Raw genomic sequence first — 23,261 nt, forward strand, 5'->3', positions numbered from 1 at the left:
GTGGAAGGCCATTCTGCGGACCTTTGGCAACAAATTTTAACGATTATTCAAACAAAACTCAGCAAGCCAAGCTTTGACACTTGGCTGAAATCAACAAAAGCGACTGTATTTAACGATTCTACAGTTATTATTTGCGCGCCTAACAATTTTGCGCAGGAATGGTTAGAAAGCAGATACACGAAGCTGATCGAAGGCACGATTTACGACTTTACAGGTAAACATGTCTCCGTCAAATTCGTCATTGAAACCGAAGAACAGAAAGCGCAATCGACAACGGTTGTTCAACCTGCCGTCATTCCGCCCAAGGGGCCGGCAATTGTAGCAGGTGAAGAAAACTTCATGAGTATGATGAACGCCAGATATACATTTGATACGTTCGTCATTGGTTCTGGCAATCGCTTTGCCCATGCAGCATCTCTGGCAGTAGCAGAAGCACCAGCCAAAGCTTATAATCCGCTCTTTCTCTATGGTGGCGTCGGTTTAGGTAAAACACATCTTATGCATGCGATCGGTCATTATGTACTCGAACATAACCCTGGATCCCGGGTGCTATATATATCTTCCGAGAAATTTACGAATGAATTCATTAACGCTGTCCGTGATAATCGCGGCGAAGGCTTCCGTAATAAATATCGCACCATCGATGTGCTGCTGATCGACGATATTCAATTCCTAGCTGGCAAAGAAGGTACACAAGAAGAGTTTTTTCATACGTTTAATGCGCTGCATGAGGAAGGCAAACAGATTATTATCTCCAGTGACCGTCCGCCGAAAGAAATTCCAACCCTGGAAGATCGACTGCGATCACGGTTTGAATGGGGACTTATCACGGATATTCAACCGCCTGATTTAGAGACAAGAATCGCGATTCTGCGTAAGAAAGCGAAAGCCGAAAATTTAGAAATACCGAATGAAGCGATGATCTATATCGCGAACCAAATTGATACGAATATTCGCGAACTTGAAGGCGCATTAATCCGCGTGGTTGCCTATTCATCATTGATTAATCAGGATATCACCGTTCATTTAACGGCTGAAGCATTGAAAGATATTATTCCGTCGAATCGTCCCAAAGTCATCACGATCCAGGATATCCAGCAGCGTGTAGGCGAATTTTATGGGTTAAAGTTAGAGGATTTCAAAGCGCGCAAACGAACAAAAGCCGTAGCCTTCCCTAGACAAGTAGCGATGTACTTAGCACGGGAGCTCACAGACTTCTCTTTGCCGAAAATCGGAGATAATTTTGGAGGGCGCGATCATACAACGGTAATCCATGCGCACGAGAAAATCGCACAACAGTTAAAAATCGATCAGGATTTATATAAGATTGTCCATAACCTGACTGAAAGAATCAAAAACCCCTCTTAATAACCTTTCTTTTTCTATAGAGCCTATACACAAACTATACACATGTGGATAGGCTTGCTCTATCTTAGTTTCATCCACATATCCACATATCCAGAGCCCCTACTGCTATTACTAATAAAAAATGATAATATATAATGATTATGCTAACGCATCCCAAAAAAGAACTGCCAGGAGTGAAGTCATGAAATTAACGATTCTTAAGGACCATTTAATCGATTCCATTGGTCACGTTTCCAAAGCCATCTCTTCTCGTACAACGATACCTATTCTCACAGGGATCAAAATAGATGCAACATTAAGCGGTGTAACCCTTACAGCTAGTGATACCGACATTTCAATTCAAAGCTTTACCCCAAGCGAAAATAGTACACTTAAAATTATTGATCTCATCCAAGCTGGAAGCGTTGTTCTTCCTGCTAAATTTTTCGTTGAGATTATTCGTAAGCTGCCAGCTCAACTCATTGAAATCGAGGTCAAAGCCAATTTCCAAACGATTATTCGTTCAGGTTCTTCGGAAATTCAGATCATGGGATTGGATCCAGATGAGTATCCATTGCTCCCTGAAATTGAAGAAAGTAAAATGCTTCGTTTACCTAGCGATCTTTTGAAAACCATGATTAAACAAACGTCCTATGCGGTATCCACGAATGAATCGACACCGATTCTTACGGGGGTTCTATGGAACATTACAGGAGATAAACTGAAATTTATCGCCTGTGATCGTCATCGTCTTGCTAGCAGAGAGGTAACTGTTGATAATGATCTGGCTCAGAACTTGCCCAATATCGTTATCTCGGGACGTACCTTGAATGAGTTAAGCAAAATCTTGCCTGATCAAAACACCCTTATAGATATCGTTATTTCGGACAACCAGGTTTTATTCAAAATTCAGTCCATTTTATTTTATTCCCGTATTTTGGACGGTACGTATCCAGATACATCGAAGCTCATTCCGCAATCGTTCCAAACAGAGATGATTGTGCCAACGAAAGAGCTGGCCGAAGCCATTGATCGTGCCTACCTCCTTTCCAAAGAAGATAAAACCAACATCGTCAAAATGATGATGTTAGAAGACAAAACGATCGAAATTTCCTCTAGTTCCTCGGAATTAGGGAAAGTAACGGAGCAAATTGCCTTGCAGCATATCTCGGGGGATTTACTGAAGATCTCTTTTAATTCCAAATATATGTTGGATGCCCTTAAAGTATTGGATTCGGAGTTTATTCAAATCGGCTTTACGGGAGCAATGCAGCCGATCATTATGAGACCGCAAGATTCCACCAACATTCTGCAACTGATTTTGCCTTACCGGACAACGAATTAGAGGAGCCCACACATGAAGCAAATCGCAATTAGTACGGACTATATTACACTTGGGCAGTTTCTGAAATTATCGGACTGTATATCCACAGGTGGACAAGCTAAATTTTTCGTTGTGGATACCAAAATCGAAGTAAACGGGCAAGCTGAGAATCGCAGAGGACGAAAACTTGTACCGAAGGATGTTGTGAAGGTCGAAGGTTTTGGTCAATTCGAGGTCATAAGCTCCTGATCGCATGAACCAGGAGGTGATCCGCCATGTTTCTCAATAAGCTCGTACTTAGCCACTATCGCAATTATGAACACGTCGAGTTATCAACCACGAACAACGTCAATATTTTTCTTGGACCTAATGCACAGGGGAAAACGAATTTATTGGAATCGATCTATGTGCTGGCCATGACGAAATCGCACCGAACGCACCAGGACAAAGAATTGATTGGCTGGAACGGGGAGCAAACGCTGCTTCATGCGGATATTCAGAAGATGTACGGCAGATGTAAACTGGATCTCTCCATCACCAATAAAGGGAAAAAAGCGAAGATTAACGGTCTTGAGCAGAAAAAGCTCAGTAATTTCATCGGCGCTCTGAATGTGGTGATGTTTGCGCCAGAGGATTTAGAAATCGTCAAAGGAACGCCAGGCATAAGACGGCGATTCCTTGATATGGAGATCGGGCAAGTCCAGCCCTCCTATCTCCATGATTTGTCGCAATATCAAAAAATATTGGTCCAACGCAACAACTATTTAAAACAGAATTACCCTGGAAAAAGTACGCCAGACGCCATGCTAGAGGTTTGGAATGAACAATTAGGCCAGTATGGTGTTAAAATTATGAAAAAGCGTCAAAACTTTATAAAGAAGCTGCAAAAATGGGCGGAGAACATCCATCGTGGGATTACGAACGATTCGGAACAACTTCTTATTCGGTACTCCCCTTCTTTTGACATGGAACCATTTGAAGATGAATCTGTTTTATTAAACCAATTTATGATAAAGTTATCCTTGGTGAAAGATCAGGAATTCCGAAGAGGCGTTACATTGGTTGGGCCTCATCGCGACGATCTTCTTTTTTACATAAATGATAAAGAGGTTCAAACCTACGGTTCCCAAGGACAGCAGCGTACAACTGCTCTATCACTTAAGCTAGCAGAGATCGAGCTGATTCATGAGGAAGTCGGCGAATATCCGCTGTTACTGCTGGATGATGTTCTATCGGAACTTGATGAATATAGACAGACACAGTTAATTCGCACGTTTCAGCAGAAAGTCCAAACCTTCATTACGACGACAGGTCTAGAAAGTGTGCACTTGGACCAACTGGACCATGCTTCCGTGTTTCATGTTTTGAAAGGAAATGTAAGCGGCAGGAGCTGAGGACATGTTTATTCATTTGGGTGGAGAAAAAATTATAAGAGCCTCCGAGTTAATTGCCATTTTTGATATTTCGATAGAGAAATCCTCCAAGATATCAAAACAATTTATTCAACAGGCTATCAAGGATAAAAGAACGGAACAGATCGGCGAGGAAGATTGTAAATCGCTGGTGGTTACCAAGAGCACCGTCTATTATTCCCCTATTTCCTCAACAACGCTCAAGAAAAGAGCCAATCAGTTATTAACGAACTAACTTCTTTTAATATAAAAAAGCAGGTGAAGAGTAGCATGTCAGTGAATCAAAATGCGTACGATGACAGTCAGATTCAGGTTCTGGAAGGGTTAGAAGCCGTCCGCAAAAGACCGGGTATGTATATTGGTTCGACCAGTGCCCGGGGACTTCACCATCTCGTTTGGGAAGTTGTCGATAATAGTATCGATGAGGCGTTGGCTGGATTTTGTACGAAAATTGACGTCATTGTCCATAAAAATAATAGCGTTACCGTTATTGATAATGGGCGGGGAATTCCAGTTGGAGAAAATGCCAAGCTGAAAAGACCAACACTTGAAGTTGTACTTACCGTGCTCCACGCAGGTGGTAAATTCGGTGGCGATGATTCTGGTTATAAGGTATCAGGTGGTCTACACGGTGTAGGTATCTCCGTCGTTAATGCCCTTTCTGAACACGTAACAGTGCAAGTTAAGCGTGATGGCCAAATTCATCAACAAGAATACCGCCGCGGTACGCCGCAATACGATGTTAAGCTAGTTGGAGAAACGGAAGAGACAGGGACGACAGTTACCTTCCAACCAGATCCTGAAATTTTCAAAGAAACGACGGAGTATGACTTTGATACGTTGCAATCCAGAATTCGAGAGCTAGCGTTCTTGAATAAAGGAATCGAGATTAACTTAATCGATGAGCGTACGGATACGGTAGCAACGCATATGTACGAGGGCGGTATTGTGTCCTTTGTTCAGCATTTAAATCGCAACCGTGAAGTCGTTAATGAAACTCCGATTTATGTCGAGGGTGCCAAAGACAATATCTCCATCGAGATTGCGCTTCAGTACAACGATAGCTATACCGAAAATATTTATTCCTTTGCTAACAATATCAATACGCACGAGGGCGGCACGCATGAATCAGGCTTCAAAAGCGCACTGACTCGGATCCTGAATGACTATGCGCGTAAAAACAACTCCTTGAAAGAAAGCGACTCCAATCTTTCTGGGGATGACGTGCGTGAGGGTCTGGCAGCGATTATTTCTGTCAAAATTCCTGAGCCGCAATTCGAAGGTCAAACAAAAACGAAGCTCGGCAACAGTGAAGTTCGCGGTATTGTAGAATCACTCTTCGCTGAGAAGCTTCAGGAATTCTTGGAAGAGAACCCTGCTATCGCGAAGAAAATCCTTGAAAAAGGTATTCAGGCGGCTCGAGCAAGAGAGGCAGCTCGTAAAGCGAGAGAACTGACGCGTCGTAAGAGTGCTCTAGAAGTAAGTGCCCTGCCAGGTAAACTAGCAGACTGCTCTTCCAAAGATGCGTCCATTAGTGAGATTTACATCGTAGAGGGTGACTCTGCAGGTGGTTCGGCGAAGCAAGGACGTGACCGTCACTTCCAAGCGATACTGCCGCTGCGCGGTAAAATTTTGAACGTTGAAAAAGCGCGCTTGGATCGCATTTTATCCAACACGGAAATCCGCGCGATGATAACGGCTTTCGGTACGGGGATTAGCGATGATTTTGATATTGCCAAAGCTCGCTATCACAAAATTATAATCATGACAGATGCTGACGTGGATGGTGCGCATATTCGTACCCTGCTTCTCACCTTCTTCTACCGATACATGAAAAAATTGATTGAAAGTGGATTTGTTTATATTGCGCAACCGCCGCTCTTTAAGCTAGAGCGTAATAAAACGATCCGCTATGCGTACAACGAGAAACAGCGTGAAATCATTATGCAAGAGTTCGGTGAAGGAACAAAAGTCAATGTTCAACGTTATAAAGGACTTGGCGAAATGAATCCTGAACAATTGTGGGAGACGACCATGGATCCAGAAAGCCGTACGCTGCTGCAAGTTACGATCGAAGATGCGATTGAAGCAGATACGCTTTTCGACTCCTTGATGGGCGATAACGTAGAGCCGCGACGCGATTTCATCGAGGAACACGCGAAATATGTGAAAAATTTAGATATCTAACGTCGATCGAGACGTTGCCAACGATGTAAGCTTTCAGGAGGAACATTCATGAGCGAAGAATTACATTCGCAAGTCAAAGAAATTGACATTTCGACCGAAATGCGTACATCCTTCTTAGACTATGCGATGAGTATCATTGTCAGTCGTGCACTGCCAGATGTTAGAGATGGTCTGAAGCCTGTTCATCGTCGTATTTTGTTTGCGATGTCTGAACTAGGCATGTCTCCAGATAAGCCATATAAGAAGTCCGCAAGAATCGTTGGTGAAGTTATCGGTAAGTATCATCCACATGGAGATACGGCTGTTTACGAGACCATGGTGCGGATGGCACAAGATTTCTCCCTGCGTTACATGCTTGTAGATGGCCATGGTAACTTTGGATCCATTGATGGCGATATGGCGGCAGCTATGCGTTATACCGAAGCTCGTTTATCGAAAATTGCTATGGAGCTTCTTCGTGATATCAATAGAGAAACGATTGATTATGCGCCAAACTATGATGGTGAAGAAAACGAACCTGTGGTTCTTCCTTCCCGGTTCCCGAACTTGCTTGTTAACGGGAGTTCAGGAATTGCCGTAGGCATGGCAACGAATATTCCTCCGCATAACCTCCGAGAGGTTATCGAGGGCATTCAGATGATGATCGCGAATCCAGATGTAACACCAATGGAATTGATGACCGCAATCAAAGGGCCAGATTTCCCGACAGCTGGATTTATTCTTGGTCGCGAGGGAATTCGACAAGCCTACTCCACGGGCCGTGGCTCTGTTACAATGCGTGCTAGAACGGTCATCGAGGAGAATAACAATAAGGCAAGAATCATCGTGAATGAGCTGCCTTATCAAGTGAATAAAGCAAGATTAGTAGAGAAGATTGCTGAGCTTGTCCGTGAGAAGAAAATTGATGGAATTACAGACCTTCGCGATGAGTCAGACCGCAATGGTATGCGTGTTGTAATCGAGCTTAGACGCGATGTCAATCCGAATGTCGTCTTGAACAACTTGTTTAAACAAACAGCCATGCAATCCAATTTCGGTATTATTATGCTTGCGCTCGTTAACGGAGAACCGCGAGTATTGAATCTCCGTGAGATGCTGCACTACTACCTCAAGCATCAACAAGAAGTGATTCGTCGCAGAACTGAATTCGATTTGCGCAAAGCGGAAGCGAGAGCGCACATTTTAGAAGGATTGCGAATTGCGCTCGATCACCTAGATCAAGTTATCGCATTAATTCGTTCTTCGCGAACAACGGATGAAGCAAGAGAAGGACTCATGTCGACATTTAGTCTGAGCCTGGATCAAGCACAAGCCATTCTCGATATGCGTCTACAGCGCTTGACTGGCTTAGAGCGGGAGAAGATCGAAGCGGAATATGCAGAACTCATGAAGAGAATTGCTGAGCTTAAAGCAATTCTGGCCGATGAGCAGCTGATTCTAGCGATCATTAGCGAAGAACTTAATGAAATCAAAGAGAAGTTCGGAGACGAACGACGCTCTGAAATTACGGTTGGGGAAGAAAGCATCGAAGATGAAGACCTAATTCCACGTGAAGATGTGGTTGTAACAATTACGCACACGGGTTACATCAAGCGTCTTCCAGTTACGACGTATCGCAACCAGAAACGTGGTGGACGTGGTATTGTCGGTATGGATACGAAAGATAACGATTTCGTGGAACATTTATTCGTAACGAATACGCATCATTATCTGATGTTCTTTACGAATAAAGGGAAAGTCTATCGTTTGAAAGCTTACGAGATTCCAGATTTGAGCCGTACAGCTCGTGGAACACCAATCATTAACCTGATCCAGATCGAACAAGGGGAAACGATTAATGCGGTTATCCCAGTTGAAAGTTTCGAGACTGATCAGTACCTCTTCTTTGCTACGAAGCAAGGGGTTGTAAAGAAAACACCTATTGACGATTACTCGAATATCCGTAAGGGTGGGCTAATTGCCATCAACTTACGCGAAGATGATGATCTGATTGGTGTGAAGCTGACGGACGGTAACCAGGGAATCATCATGGGAACTCGTTATGGGATGTCGATTCACTTCCCTGAGCAAGATGTCCGTTCTATGGGCAGATCGGCTACGGGTGTGAAAGGTATCCATTTGGATGAAGAAGATGTTGTCATCGATATGGACGTTGTTCATGAGGATAACAGTGTGCTTATCGTAACGTCCAAAGGCTTCGGTAAACGGACACCAGTTTCCGAATATCGGATTCAATCACGTGGTGGTAAGGGTATCAAAACCTTAAACGTCACAGATAAAAACGGCCCAATCGTCGGTCTAAAAGTCGTCCAAGAAGACGAGGATCTCATGATTATTACGGCGTCAGGAACAGTAATCCGTACTAGCATGGATGGCATTTCTATGATGGGACGTAACACCCAAGGTGTGCGTCTAATTAATATTCGTGAAGACGACGAAGTCGGTACGCTTGCTCGCGTGCAGAAGAATGAAGAGCAGAACGAGACAGAAGAAGACGGTGACTGGGAAGAAACTACAGAATCTACCGAAACAGAGTGATAAAATCTAGGGATGGGGCTTACAAACCCATCCCTTTTCCTATACAATATGAAGTATATGAAATAGTAAGGTGAGTGAATGACGTGCCGACAGTAGCTGTTTCGCAACTAAAATCGGGTGAGAAATTAGGCGAAAACGTAATAACAAAATTAGGAAATATTCTGCTTAATAAAGGGAAAGTCATTCAGGAACGTGAGCTCGAAATTTTGAAAGCATTTCTCATTCCGTCGGTCCAAATTGAATCAAAGAACGGCAGCGAAGCCGATAAAGCGATGGAAGAAGTAAAGCCGAAAGAAACGGAGACAGTCCATCCTTTTTATATGGAATATTCCAATATGATAAAGTTGCTCAAAAGAGTCTTTTTACTTGCAAATGGTGGACAGCCACTTCCCATCTTAGAAATTCGAACAGGCCTCGAAGCACTAATACGTCATATTGATGCTTACAAAGTTCTTACTTTTACTCCCAAAAATCGCACACTGCATGATTATATTTATCATAAAAGTATATTGGTTAGTTTAACTTCTTATTCGCTTGCTGTATGGGCGGGACTTCCTCAGAAGGATCTAGTACAAATTGCATTGGCTGGGTTGCTTCACGATATAGGCACTAGTAAAGTAGATCGTACACTTTTGGAGAAGAAGAGCCCTCTTAGCCCAGTGGAAATGGATGAGATCAAACAACATACATTGATTGGGTATCAAATATTGAAGAACATGTCGGGGATTAACGAAGGGGTTAAACTAACGGCTCTTCAACATCATGAACGAGAAGATGGCTCTGGTTATCCATTAGGTGTTAAGTCCGATAAAATTCATTTGTATGCTAAAATCGTTGCAATCGCGGATATTTATAATGCCATGACCAACGAGAGGTACTATAAGCCTGCCCACTCACCATATGTTGTGTTAGAGCAGTTATTGACAGAGTCTTTCGGTAAACTAGATCCTACGCTTGTTCAAGTCTTTATGAATAAATCAACACAAATCAGCAACGGAACGCTTGTAAAATTAAGTGATAACCGTGTCGGTGAAATTATCTTCTCCGATCGTTCACATCCGACTCGACCTTGGGTAAATGTGAATGGAACAATCGTTAACTTGACCGTCGAGCGGAACTTATTTATTCAAGATGTAATTGGCCATATTTAAAATAGTCAGACCAGCAAAACCCTAATGATGATTAGGGTTTATTTTTTCATGATCTAAAACTTGCATTCGTAGGTTAGATTTGTTATATTACTCCTTGTTGCTTCGGGGATATCCAAAGAACGAAAGATATTTTTTAAAAAGTTCTTGCAATTGGATAGGCTGATGTGCTATATTAATCAAGTCGCCTTTGAAGGGCGACATGCTAATGAGAAAGAAATTGATCTTTGAAAACTGAACAACGAGTGAGTAAGCAAATTGGTTGAGCAATCAACCATTAATGAGATTATTAATCTCGCTAGCATCAAAATGAGCAAGTCATCTTTCTATTATGGAGAGTTTGATCCTGGCTCAGGACGAACGCTGGCGGCGTGCCTAATACATGCAAGTCGAGCGGATCACACCTTCGGGTGTGGTTAGCGGCGGACGGGTGAGTAACACGTAGGCAACCTGCCTTCAAGATCGGGATAACTATCGGAAACGATAGCTAAGACCGGATAGCTGGTTTTCTCGCATGAGAGAATCATGAAACACGGAGCAATCTGTGGCTTGAAGATGGGCCTGCGGCGCATTAGCTAGTTGGTGAGGTAACGGCTCACCAAGGCGACGATGCGTAGCCGACCTGAGAGGGTGAACGGCCACACTGGGACTGAGACACGGCCCAGACTCCTACGGGAGGCAGCAGTAGGGAATCTTCCGCAATGGACGCAAGTCTGACGGAGCAACGCCGCGTGAGTGATGAAGGTTTTCGGATCGTAAAGCTCTGTTGCCCTAGACGAACAGCAGGGAGAGTAACTGCTCTCTGTGTGACGGTATAGGAGAAGAAAGCCCCGGCTAACTACGTGCCAGCAGCCGCGGTAATACGTAGGGGGCAAGCGTTGTCCGGAATTATTGGGCGTAAAGCGCGCGCAGGCGGTCATTTAAGTCTGGTGTTTAATCCCGGGGCTCAACCCCGGTTCGCATTGGAAACTGGATGACTTGAGTGTAGGAGAGGGAAGTGGAATTCCACGTGTAGCGGTGAAATGCGTAGAGATGTGGAGGAACACCAGTGGCGAAGGCGACTTTCTGGCCTATAACTGACGCTGAGGCGCGAAAGCGTGGGGAGCAAACAGGATTAGATACCCTGGTAGTCCACGCCGTAAACGATGCATACTAGGTGTCAGGGGTTTCGATGCCCTTGGTGCCGAAGTTAACACAGTAAGTATGCCGCCTGGGGAGTACGCTCGCAAGAGTGAAACTCAAAGGAATTGACGGGGACCCGCACAAGCAGTGGAGTATGTGGTTTAATTCGAAGCAACGCGAAGAACCTTACCAGGTCTTGACATCCCGATGTAACACCTAGAGATAGGTGCCCTCTTCGGAGCATTGGAGACAGGTGGTGCATGGTTGTCGTCAGCTCGTGTCGTGAGATGTTGGGTTAAGTCCCGCAACGAGCGCAACCCTTGATCTTAGTTGCCAGCACTTTGGGTGGGCACTCTAGGATGACTGCCGGTGACAAACCGGAGGAAGGTGGGGATGACGTCAAATCATCATGCCCCTTATGACCTGGGCTACACACGTACTACAATGGTCGGTACAACAGGAAGCGAAGCCGCGAGGTGGAGCCAATCCTTATAAGCCGATCTCAGTTCGGATTGCAGGCTGCAACTCGCCTGCATGAAGTCGGAATTGCTAGTAATCGCGGATCAGCATGCCGCGGTGAATACGTTCCCGGGTCTTGTACACACCGCCCGTCACACCACGAGAGTTTACAACACCCGAAGTCGGTGGGGTAACCCGCAAGGGAGCCAGCCGCCGAAGGTGGGGTAGATGATTGGGGTGAAGTCGTAACAAGGTAGCCGTATCGGAAGGTGCGGCTGGATCACCTCCTTTCTATGGAGACTCGGGTCTGATAGACCCAGTCAAGCTTTACTCACTCGTGTTCAGTTTTGAAAGAGCAATCTTTCAATGAAACAAAGTTGTTCCTTGAAAACTAGATAACGAAACGAAATGTAAAGTAAGAACTTAGGTTGTGTTAACCTTCGGGTTACACAAAATCTTTAAATGTAATTTCTAGGTTAAGCTAGAAAGAGCACACGGAGGATGCCTAGGCACTAGGAGCCGAAGAAGGACGTGGCGAACGACGAAATGCCTCGGGGAGCCGTAAGCAGGCTTTGATCCGGGGATGTCCGAATGGGGGAACCCAGCTGTGGTAATGCGCAGTTACCATGTAGTGAATACATAGCTACATTGGAGGCAGACCCAGGGAACTGAAACATCTAAGTACCTGGAGGAAAAGAAAACAAAAGTGATTCCGTCAGTAGCGGCGAGCGAAAGCGGAATAGCCCAAACCAAGGAGCTTGCTCCTTGGGGTTGTAGGACCTCGACGTGGCAAAAGTTCGGTAGGCGAAGTGATCTGGAAAGGTCCGGCATAGAAGGTAAAAGCCCTGTAGCCAAAATCGAACGTATGCCTAGAGGTATCCTGAGTACGGCGGGTCACGTGAAACCCCGTCGGAATCCGGCAGGACCATCTGCCAAGGCTAAATACTCCCTAGTGACCGATAGTGAAGCAGTACCGTGAGGGAAAGGTGAAAAGCACCGCGGAAGCGGAGTGAAAAAGAACCTGAAACCGTGTGCTTACAAGAAGTCAGAGCCCTCTATATGGGTGATGGCGTGCCTTTTGTAGAATGAACCGGCGAGTTACGTTTGCAAGCGAGGTTAAGTTGAAGAGACGGAGCCGCAGCGAAAGCGAGTCTGAATAGGGCGCATTAGTTTGTAGACGTAGACCCGAAACCGTGTGATCTACCCCTGTCCAGGGTGAAGGTGAGGTAACACTCACTGGAGGCCCGAACCCACGAATGTTGAAAAATTCGGGGATGAGGTGGGGGTAGCGGAGAAATTCCAATCGAACTCGGAGATAGCTGGTTCTCCCCGAAATAGCTTTAGGGCTAGCCTCGGATGTTGTGAGTTGTGGAGGTAAAGCACTGATTGGGTGCGGGGCCCGCCAAGGGTTACCAAGTCCAGTCAAACTCTGAATGCCACAAACTTAAGTCCGGGAGTCAGACAGTGAGTGCTAAGATCCATTGTCAAAAGGGAAACAGCCCAGACCATCAGCTAAGGTCCCCAAGTGTGTGTTAAGTGGGAAAGGATGTGGAGTTGCACAGACAACCAGGATGTTGGCTTAGAAGCAGCCACCATTGAAAGAGTGCGTAATAGCTCACTGGTCGAGTGACTCTGCGCCGAAAATGTAACGGGGCTAAACACGCCACCGAAGCTATGGCTTGCACGTATGTGCATGGGTAGGGGAGCGTTGTGTATACATTGAATTCTGACCGTAAGGACAGGTGGAGCGTACACAAGTGAGAATGCCGGTATAAGTAACGAAAAGATCAGTGAGAATCTGATCCGCCGAAAACCTAAGGGTTCCTGAGGAAGGCTCGTCCGCTCAGGGTAAGTCGGGACCTAAGGCGAGGCCGAAAGGCGTAGTCGATGGACAACAGGTGGAAATTCCTGTACCACCGTAGCCGTTATGAGCAATGGAGTGACGCAGAAGGATAGTGACGCGAGCTGATGGATGCTCGTCCAAGCAGTGAGGCTGGTTAGTAGGCAAATCCGCTAACCGTAAGGCTGGGCTGTGATGGGGAGGGAAACTTAAGTACCGAAGGTCATGATTTCACACTGCCAAGAAAAGCTTCTAGCCAGGCGAAGGTGCCCGTACCGCAAACCGACACAGGTGGGTGAGAAGAGAATTCTAAGGCGCGCGGAAGAACTCTCGTTAAGGAACTCGGCAAAATGACCCCGTAACTTCGGGAGAAGGGGTGCCTCGGTAGGGTGAATAGCCCGAGGGGGCCGCAGTGAAAAGGCCCAAGCGACTGTTTAGCAAAAACACAGGTCTGTGCGAAGCCGCAAGGCGAAGTATACGGGCTGACGCCTGCCCGGTGCTGGAAGGTTAAGAGGAGTGGTTAGGGGCAACCCGAAGCTATGAATTGAAGCCCCAGTAAACGGCGGCCGTAACTATAACGGTCCTAAGGTAGCGAAATTCCTTGTCAGGTAAATTCTGACCCGCACGAATGGCGTAACGACTTGGGCGCTGTCTCAACGAGAGATCCGGTGAAATTTTAATACCTGTGAAGATGCAGGTTACCCGCGACAAGACGGAAAGACCCCATGGAGCTTTACTGCAGCTTGATATTGGACTTTGGTACGATCTGTACAGGATAGGTGGGAGCCTTTGAAGCCTGAGCGCCAGCTTGGGTGGAGGCGCCGTTGGGATACCACCCTGATCGTATCGGAGTTCTAACCTGGTACCGTGAACCGGTATGGGGACAGTGTCAGGTGGGCAGTTTGACTGGGGCGGTCGCCTCCTAAAATGTAACGGAGGCGTTTAAAGGTTCCCTCAGAATGGTTGGAAATCATTCGCAGAGTGCAAAGGCATAAGGGAGCTTGACTGCGAGACCTACAAGTCGAGCAGGGACGAAAGTCGGACTTAGTGATCCGGTGGTACCGAATGGAAGGGCCATCGCTCAACGGATAAAAGCTACCCTGGGGATAACAGGCTTATCTCCCCCAAGAGTCCACATCGACGGGGAGGTTTGGCACCTCGATGTCGGCTCATCGCATCCTGGGGCTGAAGTAGGTCCCAAGGGTTGGGCTGTTCGCCCATTAAAGCGGTACGCGAGCTGGGTTCAGAACGTCGTGAGACAGTTCGGTCCCTATCTGTCGCGGGCGTAGGAAATTTGAGAGGAGCTGTCCTTAGTACGAGAGGACCGGGATGGACGTACCGCTGGTGTACCAGTTGTCTCGCCAGAGGCATCGCTGGGTAGCTATGTACGGAGGGGATAAGCGCTGAAAGCATCTAAGCGCGAAGCCCCCCTCAAGATGAGATTTCCCAGTATGTAAGACCCCTTGTAGACGACGAGGTTGATAGGTTCGAGGTGGAAGTGCGGTAACGTATGCAGCTGACGAATACTAATCGGTCGAGGGCTTAACCTAATATAGGGATCTTTTAGCGGAGCTAAAAGTCTCTCAGCTTTCCTAAGTAGCATACTTTACTTCAGTTTCGTATCTAGTTTTCAAGGCGCAAACCACGCTTTGACTGTTTGGTGATGATGGCGGAAGGGATCCACGCGTTCCCATCTCGAACACGACCGTTAAGCCTTCCAGCGTCGATGGTACTTGAACCGCAGGGTTCTGGGAGAGTAGAACGTTGCCAAGCACACAGTAAGAGTCTTTCTGGAAAAAAAACCAGAAAGACTCTTTTTTTCGTATCTGTACGTTGTTGCTTTTTCAACCATACTAATCCTAAGAGGAGGGATGACGATGAAGATAAAAAGCAGCATGAGATGGTTCAACAAGGTATGTCTTTGTTCGTTAGTAACGCTGATGGTTAATGGTTGCTCCGCGAAGATCGAAGAAGCCAGGGATGATACGAATCCCCTACATGCCTTGAGCAATGTAGGCAGTATCGGGCCAGCCCATGTCGCCAAACAGGAATCTAAAAAGATACCAGTTGCTGTCGCGGCGCCGCCGCCTTTTCAGAAAAAGGAAAGACCGATTGTGAAAGGCATTTATGTGTCTGCATGGTCCTCCGTAGGAAGTAAGTTTGAGCAACTGATTGATCTCGTCGATCGTACCGATTTGAACACGATGGTGATCGATGTGAAGAACGATTCTGGTCAGGTGACCTACCCCTCTGCGGTACCTTTGGTTAATGAGATCGGGGCGAATAGCCACGTGATTATACAAGATATGAAAGCAAAATTACAACGATTGAAGGGGAAACACATTTATACCATAGCAAGGCTGGTGGTGTTTAAGGATCCCTATTTAAGCAAGAAGAAGCCTGCTTATGCAATGAAAAGCCGAAACGGAGGCATATGGAAGGATGCTAAGGGGATCGTTTGGGTAGACCCTTTTAAGAAGGATGTATGGGATTATAATATTGAAATTGCCAAGGAAGTAGCGAGTCTGGGATTTGATGAGGTTCAGTTTGATTATGTGAGGTTTCCTGAGAATGGGAAGAAGGTCGACCAGGAGGTTCAATTCGATAATCCTCAGAAGATGACGAAGGCGCAGGATATCGCGGCGTTTTTACAGAAGGCAAGGGAAGGAATAGGGGGGAGAGCAGATATATCGGCAGATGTATTCGGCCTCACAACGTCGTTACCCGACGATATGGGGATCGGTCAAGATTGGGGCATGATCAGTAAACAAGTGAATTATATATCTCCGATGCTGTATCCATCTCATTATACAACGGGGATCTATGGGGTCAAATATCCAGATTTGCAGCCTTATGCTATCATCCATAAAGCTATTCAGGACGCTAACGGGAAGAATCGGCAGCTTCAGCTGTCGGGCCAAGCAATTGCTCAAATTCGGCCATGGTATCAGGATTTTACTGCGACATGGGTGAAGCCACATAAAAAGTATGGTGTGATTGATGTGAAGGAACAAATTAAAGCTGCTAGGGAATTAGGAGTTGAGCAGTTCCTTTTGTGGAATCCGAGCAGTACGTACTCTTATCGTTAACCGAATTGACTTATTCGCAGGGAGGGGATGTCGTGTGCCAGTCCTTTTCCTTGACATCAAAAATAGGCTTTTGTTAAGATTGCAATCATACAAGTCATGGAGTTAGAAGAATCAAGCTTTCTTAAGATAGATAGAGGGCTTTAAGGAGGATATGGTACACGGTGAGGGATGATAAGTTTGGTAAGGAAGGCTTAACGTTTGATGATGTGTTGTTGGTGCCGAGGAAGTCAGAAGTTTTCGGTAAGGAGATCGACGTTTCAACGGTTCTCGCACCAGGTGTGAAATTAAATATCCCATTCATTAGCTCGGCGATGGATACGGTGACGGAGTCTGCGCTGGCGATTGCGATGGCTAGAGAAGGCGGAATCGGGATTATTCATAAGAATATGCCGATTGAGCTGCAAGCCGAGCATGTTGACCGTGTGAAGAGATCGGAAAGTGGCGTTATTACGAACCCCTTCTCCTTAACACCAGAGCATCACGTATATGATGCGGAAGAGCTGATGGCGAAATACCGCATTTCAGGTGTGCCGATTGTGAATGGCGAGAACCGATTGGTTGGGATTTTGACGAACCGTGATTTGCGTTTTGTTCATGATTATTCCATTAAAATTAAAGAAGTGATGACCCAGGAAGGGCTTGTTACCGCGCCAGTAGGGACAACGCTTCAGCAAGCGGAAGGCATCCTTCAGAAGCATAAAATTGAGAAATTACCTTTGGTGGACGAGAACTTTGGTCTCAAAGGGCTAATTACGATTAAAGATATCGAGAAAGCGATCCAATTCCCTAACTCAGCGAAGGATGCGCAAGGTCGCTTGCTTGTCGGTGCAGCTGTTGGTGTTTCCAAAGATGTGCTAGAGAGAGCGGCAGCGCTTGTTAAGGCTGGTATTGATGTCATTGTGGTAGATTCGGCGCACGGGCATCACATCAATATCGCAGAGACAGTAAAGAAGTTGAGAGCACAATATCCTGAGCTGCCAATCATTGCGGGCAATGTGGCAACTGGTGATGGTACGCGTGACTTGATTAAAGCTGGGGCTTCCATGGTGAAAGTAGGGATCGGCCCTGGTTCGATCTGTACAACGCGTGTCATCGCAGGGATCGGTGTACCGCAGGTTACCGCGATTTATGATTGCGCGCAGGCAGCTGCAGAGTTTGGCGTTCCAATTATCGCCGATGGCGGTATTAAGTACTCCGGCGATGTGGTTAAAGCGATCGCGGCGGGTGCTAGTGCGGTGATGATCGGCAGTCTATTTGCGGGAACGGATGAGAGTCCGGGTGAGTCTGAGATTTTCCAAGGACGGAAGTTCAAGGTATACCGCGGTATGGGCTCCTTAGGCGCTATGAAGGAAGGCAGCAAGGACCGGTATTTCCAAGAAAACGAGAGCAAGCTTGTTCCTGAGGGCATCGAGGGTCGTGTGGCGTATAAAGGGCCATTGGCCGATACAGTATACCAACTGGTAGGCGGACTTCGTTCAGGCATGGGTTATTGCGGTGCGCGGAACATTCAGTCGCTGATCCATGATACACAGTTCATTCGCATCACGGGCGCTGGTTTGAAAGAAAGCCATCCGCACGATATCCAAATTACGAAGGAAGCACCGAACTATTCGCTATAATAGTCGACACGATACGGACGAAAATTGAGGGCGTGGGCGCCAGACCCACGTTTTCTTTTTTTTTGAAATATGGCATATATTTCTTGGTAACCAGACTCTTTCTAGATGAACAGCGCAGTCGTTTATTTCGTCTAATGGGGTGTGTTACAATATAACGAGCATGAACATCATTTAGGGAGAGTGAGACCGTGAGATTGTTACGTTTTACAAAGAAAAAGGTTGCTTTATTGTTAGGTGTTAGCTTAATTGCTCAATCCTTACTTTTACATATACAGCCAACCTACGCGGCAGATGATAAGAAACCAGCAGCGTCACCGACGCCTGCTGCTACGGCAACTAAGCCGACACCTGCGAACAATGAACCACAACCCTTAGCGAAATCTGCGATCATTATGGAAGCGAGTACAGGAGCCGTTCTTTATCAAATGAATGCCGACGAAGCATTTCCGCCAGCCAGTATGGCGAAGATGATGACGGAGTATTTGGCTATGGAGAGCATCAAGGAAGGAAAGTTCAAATGGGACTCACCTGTAACGGCTAGTAAGAACGCAGCAGACGTCATTGGCTCAGGCCAGTTAATTGCTGAAAATGAAACACTGACATTCAAGGATATGTTTAATGCGATGTCCATCTATTCCGCTAACGACGCTTCAGTTGCTTTTGCTGAACTGTTAGGTGGTACGGAAGAGAATTTTGCGAAAATGATGAATGAAAAGGCGAAGCAGCTGGGTATGTCCGATAAGGCGCATTTCATTAGTGCGACAGGTCTTTCACGCGCTGATCTCAAAAATCCGCCAGCCTCGATTGACGGTGAGACGAAGATGACGGCGCGCGATGCGGCAATCCTTGCTTATAACATTTTGAAGGACCATAAAGAAATTCTTGAATTTACGAAAATTCCTTCTCTGAAGCTGAGACCGACAGATAAATCCCCGATGATCAACTGGAACTGGATGCTGGAGGGGAATGCGACGAATACGAATTTCAAAAAGTATGCCTACCAAGGTCTAGATGGCTTGAAAACAGGCTCAACGGATGATGCAGGCTATTGCTTCACAGGAACGGCAGAACGCAATGGTATGCGTATTATTACTGTCGTTATGGGGACTAAAACAGAGCCTGAACGTTTCAATGAAACACGGAAGTTGCTTGATTATGGGTTTAATAATTTCGAGATGAAGCCTTTCTTAAATGCGAAACAACCGATAGATTCCTTGAAAAGTGTGAACATTAAGAAAGGTGTACAAATGGAAGTACCGCTCGTGACCAAAACAGGTCTAACTTTTGTTGCTAGAAAAGGTGCGAAAGACTCTGATTTCGTCATTAAGGCAGAAGCTGTTGAAGAAAGTAAGCTCGTAGCTCCGATTGCGAAAGGCGACACGTTGGGTAAAGTGAAAGTAAGTTACAATGGACAAGAGAAAACCGTTGATCTGATTGCCGATGGCGATGTTGAAAAAGCAAGCTGGATCCGACTCCTGTTCCGATCCATTAAAAACTTCTTCAGCGATATGTTTAACGGAATCAAAGGCGGCTCTTAGGCCAGAAAATGGGTTGTATATTGCCCTTCCTTCATGTAAAATTACTGTTTAGAAGTTTATTATCGAATCGTGTAGGGAACTGCAACGAAATTGGCATACAAGCTATAGGAGGAAATAAAGAATGGAAACAGGAACTTCCCGTGTTAAAACTGGTATGGCCGAAATGCAAAAAGGCGGCGTGATCATGGATGTCATGAACGCTGAGCAAGCTAGAATCGCAGAAGCAGCAGGCGCATCCGCTGTTATGGCGCTTGAGCGCGTACCCGCTGATATTCGTGCAGCAGGCGGCGTATCCCGCATGGCTGACCCAACGATTGTAGAAGAAGTAATGAAAGTCGTCTCCATCCCTGTCATGGCGAAAGCAAGAATCGGACACTTCGTTGAAGCTAGAGTTCTTGAATCCCTTGGCGTTGACTATATCGATGAGAGTGAAGTACTAACGCCTGCGGACGAAGTATTCCACATTAACAAACGTGAATTCACGGTTCCGTTCGTCTGCGGTTGCCGCGATCTCGGTGAAGCGCTGCGCCGTATTGGTGAGGGTGCGTCCATGCTTCGTACGAAAGGTGAGCCAGGAACTGGTAACATTGTTGAAGCGGTACGTCACATGCGTCAGATTCAAGGTCAAATCCGTAAAGTTCAAAGCATGTCTTTGGACGAATTGATGTTCGAAGCCAAAACGCTTGGCGCTCCTTACGAGTTGATGCTTCAAGTTCACCAAACAGGTAAACTGCCTGTTGTTAACTTCGCAGCTGGCGGTGTTGCTACACCTGCTGATGCAGCGTTGATGATGCACCTTGGTTCTGATGGTGTATTCGTTGGATCTGGTATTTTCAAATCCGACAACCCAGAGAAATTCGCGAAAGCGATCGTTGAAGCTGTTACACACTACACAGACTATAAATTAATTGCTGAAATCTCCAAAAACCTCGGTACCCCTATGAAGGGAATCGAAATTTCCAAGCTTCAGGCTTCTGAGCGTATGCAGGAGCGCGGCTGGTAATGACGAAGATTGGGGTTCTCGCGCTGCAAGGCGCGGTAGCGGAGCATATCCGCGGTATTGAAAAAGCAGGCGCAGAAGGTGTCGTTGTGAAACGCACGGAGCAGCTTGCTGAGCTGGATGGCATCATCCTTCCTGGCGGGGAAAGCACGACGATCGGTAAGCTCATGCGGACGTATGGCTTCATCGACGCGCTGCGTGATTTCTCCGCGGCAGGTAAGCCGATCTTCGGCACCTGCGCGGGTTTGATTGTGATCGCGAAAGAGATCACTGGGCAGCCAGAAGCTCACCTTGGGCTGATGGACATTACGGTGGCTCGCAACGCGTTCGGTCGTCAACGCGAAAGCTTTGAGACGGACTTGCCGATCAAAGGCATTGACGAGAACGTTCGCGCGGTCTTCATTCGGGCCCCACTCATTGAGAAAGTGGGATCAGGGGTAGATGTGCTGGCGACGTATGACGGCCAGATCGTGGCCGCGCAGCAAGGGCATCTCCTTGCGGCGTCGTTCCATCCAGAGCTGACCGATGATTTCCGTCTGCATAGTTATTTCTTAGACATGATTAAGCAAAGTCAAGCCTAATACACGGTTCAAGCACCTCAAGTTATCTGGCGGTTTGCTGGGTAATGGGTGCTTGCTTCCATATTCATACCATTTTGCGCTAACGGAGGAATCTCCTTGTTTGATGTCAAGTTACTTCGAAGTGATTTAGCAGCTGTACAAGCTGCCATGCAAAACCGTGGCAAGCAGATCGAAGAGCTGAACGGTTTTACAGAGTTAGATTTGAAGCGCAGAGAACTGCTGCAAGAAACAGAGCAGTTGAAAAACCGTCGCAATACGGTTTCCCAGGAAGTGGCTGGGCGCAAAAGATCCGGTGAAAATGCAGATGAATTGATTCAAGAAATGAAAGTGGTCGGAGACCGCATCAAAGAGCTCGATGACGAGATTCGCGTCTTGGACGAGTCTTTGCAGCAGGTGCTCCTATCGATCCCGAATATGCCGCATGCCAGCGTCCCTTTGGGCCTCTCTGAGGAAGAGAATGTGGAAGTTCGCCGGGTTGGCGAGATTCCGCAGTTTAATTTTGAAGTGAAGCCGCATTGGGAAGTTGCACAGGACCTAGGTATTTTGGATTTCGAAGCCGCGGCAAAGGTCACTGGATCGCGCTTCGTGTTCTACAAAGGGCTAGGCGCTCGCCTAGAGCGTGCTTTGATCAACTTTATGATGGACCTGCACAGTGAAGAGCATGGCTATGAAGAGATGCTCCCTCCTTACATCGTGAATCGTGACAGCTTAACGGGCACAGGACAACTTCCGAAATTTGAGGAAGATGTGTTTAAGCTGGAGAACTCGGAATATTTCTTGATTCCGACAGCGGAAGTGCCTGTCACGAATTACCATCGTGAGGATATTCTGACGGCTGAACAACTGCCTGTGAATTTCGTGGCGTTCAGCGCTTGTTTTCGTTCGGAAGCAGGATCGGCTGGCCGCGATACGCGCGGTTTGATCAGACAGCACCAATTCAACAAAATTGAGCTTGTAAAGCTGGTTAAGCCCGAAGACTCCTACGAGGAGTTGGAGAAGCTTACAGGGCATGCTGAGCGCGTTCTACAGCTGTTGCAGCTGCCTTACCGTGTGCTGTCCCTCTGCACAGGCGATATTGGCTTCACATCAGCGAAAACATATGATCTAGAAGTCTGGCTGCCGAACAGTGGTGCGTACCGTGAAATTTCAAGCTGTTCGAACTTTGAGGACTTCCAAGCTCGCAGAGCGAATATTCGCTTCCGTCGGGATGCGAAAGCAAAGCCGGAATTCGTACATACACTGAATGGATCAGGCTTAGCGCTTGGCCGTACGGTGGCAGCTATTCTTGAGAATTACCAGCAAGCAGATGGCTCAATTGTGGTGCCAGACGTGCTTGTTCCTTACATGAACAATGTAAAAGTAATCACGAAAAAATAAGCACTTGCATCGAGTACTGATTATGTGCTACAATGCTTTTTGTCACTGCACAAGGTCGTCTCCCTAATCGGGGACGCCTATCGTGGAGAGGTGGTCGAGTGGTTTAAGGCAGCGGTCTTGAAAACCGCCGAGGTGCAAGCCTCCGTGGGTTCGAATCCCACCCTCTCCGTAGCCAAGGTAATACCCAACCAAAAAGTCATGCGATTCTTCGGAATCGTGTGGCTTTTTTAGTTTTTCATTTATTGGCGCGGTATGAGCGCAGGTGTTTTTTGACATGGATAAAAGACGGGTGGCTTTCGCATTTTAATCATGTGGAGGTGTTACCTATGAGCAAATCAGATAAACCCAACGTAGATCAAACTGAACTCGTAAATGAATGGAATCGTGTGATGCCGACAGTGCTGCAACCTGCCGATACGACAAGAGTCTGGGCCGATGAAGGCGATTTAAGCGCAATTCGTGTGCACATCCAGGCGGCGGGTCATACGGGGTACTCGTTCGATTTTAAGGTCACCTATGTGGATTCCCGCGAAGTGAACGTAGAGCTGATTGATGTCCAGCAAGGAACGACGCATATCGACGAACGCGGCGAGATCGTGCAGATGTTGATCGACGATTATGTGCGTCATATTCATGAGTGTGCACAGGCCCTGCAGAAGGTTACACACGCTTAGCCAGAG

At 46.6% G+C, this 23,261-nt stretch carries 15 protein-coding genes, 1 tRNA gene and 3 rRNA genes; all 19 read left to right on the plus strand.

Features of this window, described 5'->3' with window-relative positions:
* The 19 genes from dnaA to MJB10_RS00095 all read left to right on the plus strand — a co-directional run bounded on the left by dnaA (position 1) and on the right by MJB10_RS00095 (position 23,255).
* Entirely contained in the window at positions 1-1,368 is a 1,368-nt protein-coding gene (gene dnaA / locus MJB10_RS00005; RefSeq protein ID WP_314800288.1) for a chromosomal replication initiator protein DnaA, read from the plus strand.
* Between the two features lie 181 nt (positions 1,369-1,549).
* Positions 1,550-2,692 carry a DNA polymerase III subunit beta gene (dnaN, locus tag MJB10_RS00010; protein ID WP_314800290.1) on the plus strand — a complete coding sequence of 381 codons (1,143 nt, stop codon included), beginning with the start codon at positions 1,550-1,552 and terminating at the stop codon, positions 2,690-2,692.
* Between the two features lie 12 nt (positions 2,693-2,704).
* Positions 2,705-2,920 (plus strand): S4 domain-containing protein YaaA, encoded by a 216-nt coding sequence (gene yaaA, locus MJB10_RS00015; RefSeq protein ID WP_314800291.1) that lies wholly within the window; start codon positions 2,705-2,707, stop codon positions 2,918-2,920.
* Positions 2,921-2,946: 26 nt separating this feature from the next.
* Positions 2,947-4,065, plus strand: a complete 1,119-nt coding sequence (gene recF / locus MJB10_RS00020; protein WP_314800293.1) for a DNA replication/repair protein RecF — start codon at positions 2,947-2,949, stop codon at positions 4,063-4,065.
* A 4-nt stretch (positions 4,066-4,069) separates the two neighbouring features.
* Entirely contained in the window at positions 4,070-4,318 is a 249-nt protein-coding gene (gene remB, locus MJB10_RS00025; RefSeq protein WP_314800295.1) for an extracellular matrix regulator RemB, read from the plus strand.
* A 35-nt stretch (positions 4,319-4,353) separates the two neighbouring features.
* Entirely contained in the window at positions 4,354-6,270 is a 1,917-nt protein-coding gene (gyrB, locus tag MJB10_RS00030) for a DNA topoisomerase (ATP-hydrolyzing) subunit B (RefSeq protein ID WP_314800296.1), read from the plus strand.
* Positions 6,271-6,318: 48 nt separating this feature from the next.
* On the plus strand, positions 6,319-8,808 hold the full coding sequence (gyrA, locus tag MJB10_RS00035; protein ID WP_314800298.1) for a DNA gyrase subunit A: 2,490 nt from the start codon (positions 6,319-6,321) through the stop codon (positions 8,806-8,808).
* Between the two features lie 83 nt (positions 8,809-8,891).
* Positions 8,892-9,959: an HD-GYP domain-containing protein gene (locus MJB10_RS00040; RefSeq protein WP_314800299.1), complete on the plus strand. Its 1,068-nt coding sequence runs from the start codon at positions 8,892-8,894 to the stop codon at positions 9,957-9,959.
* A gap of 325 nt (positions 9,960-10,284) precedes the next feature.
* Positions 10,285-11,828 (plus strand): 16S ribosomal RNA (locus MJB10_RS00045).
* Positions 11,829-12,011: 183 nt separating this feature from the next.
* A 23S ribosomal RNA gene (locus MJB10_RS00050) occupies positions 12,012-14,927 on the plus strand.
* Positions 14,928-15,033: 106 nt separating this feature from the next.
* A 5S ribosomal RNA gene (gene rrf / locus MJB10_RS00055) occupies positions 15,034-15,150 on the plus strand.
* The 16S, 23S and 5S rRNA genes sit together here, the layout of an rRNA operon.
* A gap of 104 nt (positions 15,151-15,254) precedes the next feature.
* Positions 15,255-16,466, plus strand: a complete 1,212-nt coding sequence (locus MJB10_RS00060) for a putative glycoside hydrolase (RefSeq protein WP_314800300.1) — start codon at positions 15,255-15,257, stop codon at positions 16,464-16,466.
* Between the two features lie 161 nt (positions 16,467-16,627).
* On the plus strand, positions 16,628-18,085 hold the full coding sequence (guaB, locus tag MJB10_RS00065; RefSeq protein WP_314800303.1) for an IMP dehydrogenase: 1,458 nt from the start codon (positions 16,628-16,630) through the stop codon (positions 18,083-18,085).
* A gap of 188 nt (positions 18,086-18,273) precedes the next feature.
* Complete coding sequence (locus MJB10_RS00070; RefSeq protein WP_314800305.1) at positions 18,274-19,623, plus strand: D-alanyl-D-alanine carboxypeptidase family protein; 1,350 nt, start codon at positions 18,274-18,276, stop codon at positions 19,621-19,623.
* A gap of 121 nt (positions 19,624-19,744) precedes the next feature.
* Positions 19,745-20,626, plus strand: a complete 882-nt coding sequence (gene pdxS, locus MJB10_RS00075; protein WP_314800308.1) for a pyridoxal 5'-phosphate synthase lyase subunit PdxS — start codon at positions 19,745-19,747, stop codon at positions 20,624-20,626.
* Positions 20,626-21,204 carry a pyridoxal 5'-phosphate synthase glutaminase subunit PdxT gene (gene pdxT, locus MJB10_RS00080; protein ID WP_314800309.1) on the plus strand — a complete coding sequence of 193 codons (579 nt, stop codon included), beginning with the start codon at positions 20,626-20,628 and terminating at the stop codon, positions 21,202-21,204. The genes pdxS and pdxT overlap by 1 nt, the downstream gene beginning before the upstream one ends.
* A gap of 96 nt (positions 21,205-21,300) precedes the next feature.
* Positions 21,301-22,581 (plus strand): serine--tRNA ligase, encoded by a 1,281-nt coding sequence (gene serS, locus MJB10_RS00085; RefSeq protein WP_314800311.1) that lies wholly within the window; start codon positions 21,301-21,303, stop codon positions 22,579-22,581.
* 84 nt (positions 22,582-22,665) lie between these two features.
* Positions 22,666-22,750 (plus strand) — tRNA-Ser (locus MJB10_RS00090).
* 157 nt (positions 22,751-22,907) lie between these two features.
* Positions 22,908-23,255, plus strand: coding sequence for a hypothetical protein (locus MJB10_RS00095; RefSeq protein WP_314800312.1), 348 nt, complete (start codon positions 22,908-22,910; stop codon positions 23,253-23,255).
* Positions 23,256-23,261 lie beyond the last annotated feature (6 nt).

The sequence above is a fragment of the Paenibacillus sp. MBLB1832 genome (genome assembly GCF_032271945.1).
GTDB classification, from domain to species: domain Bacteria; phylum Bacillota; class Bacilli; order Paenibacillales; family NBRC-103111; genus Paenibacillus_E; species Paenibacillus_E roseopurpureus.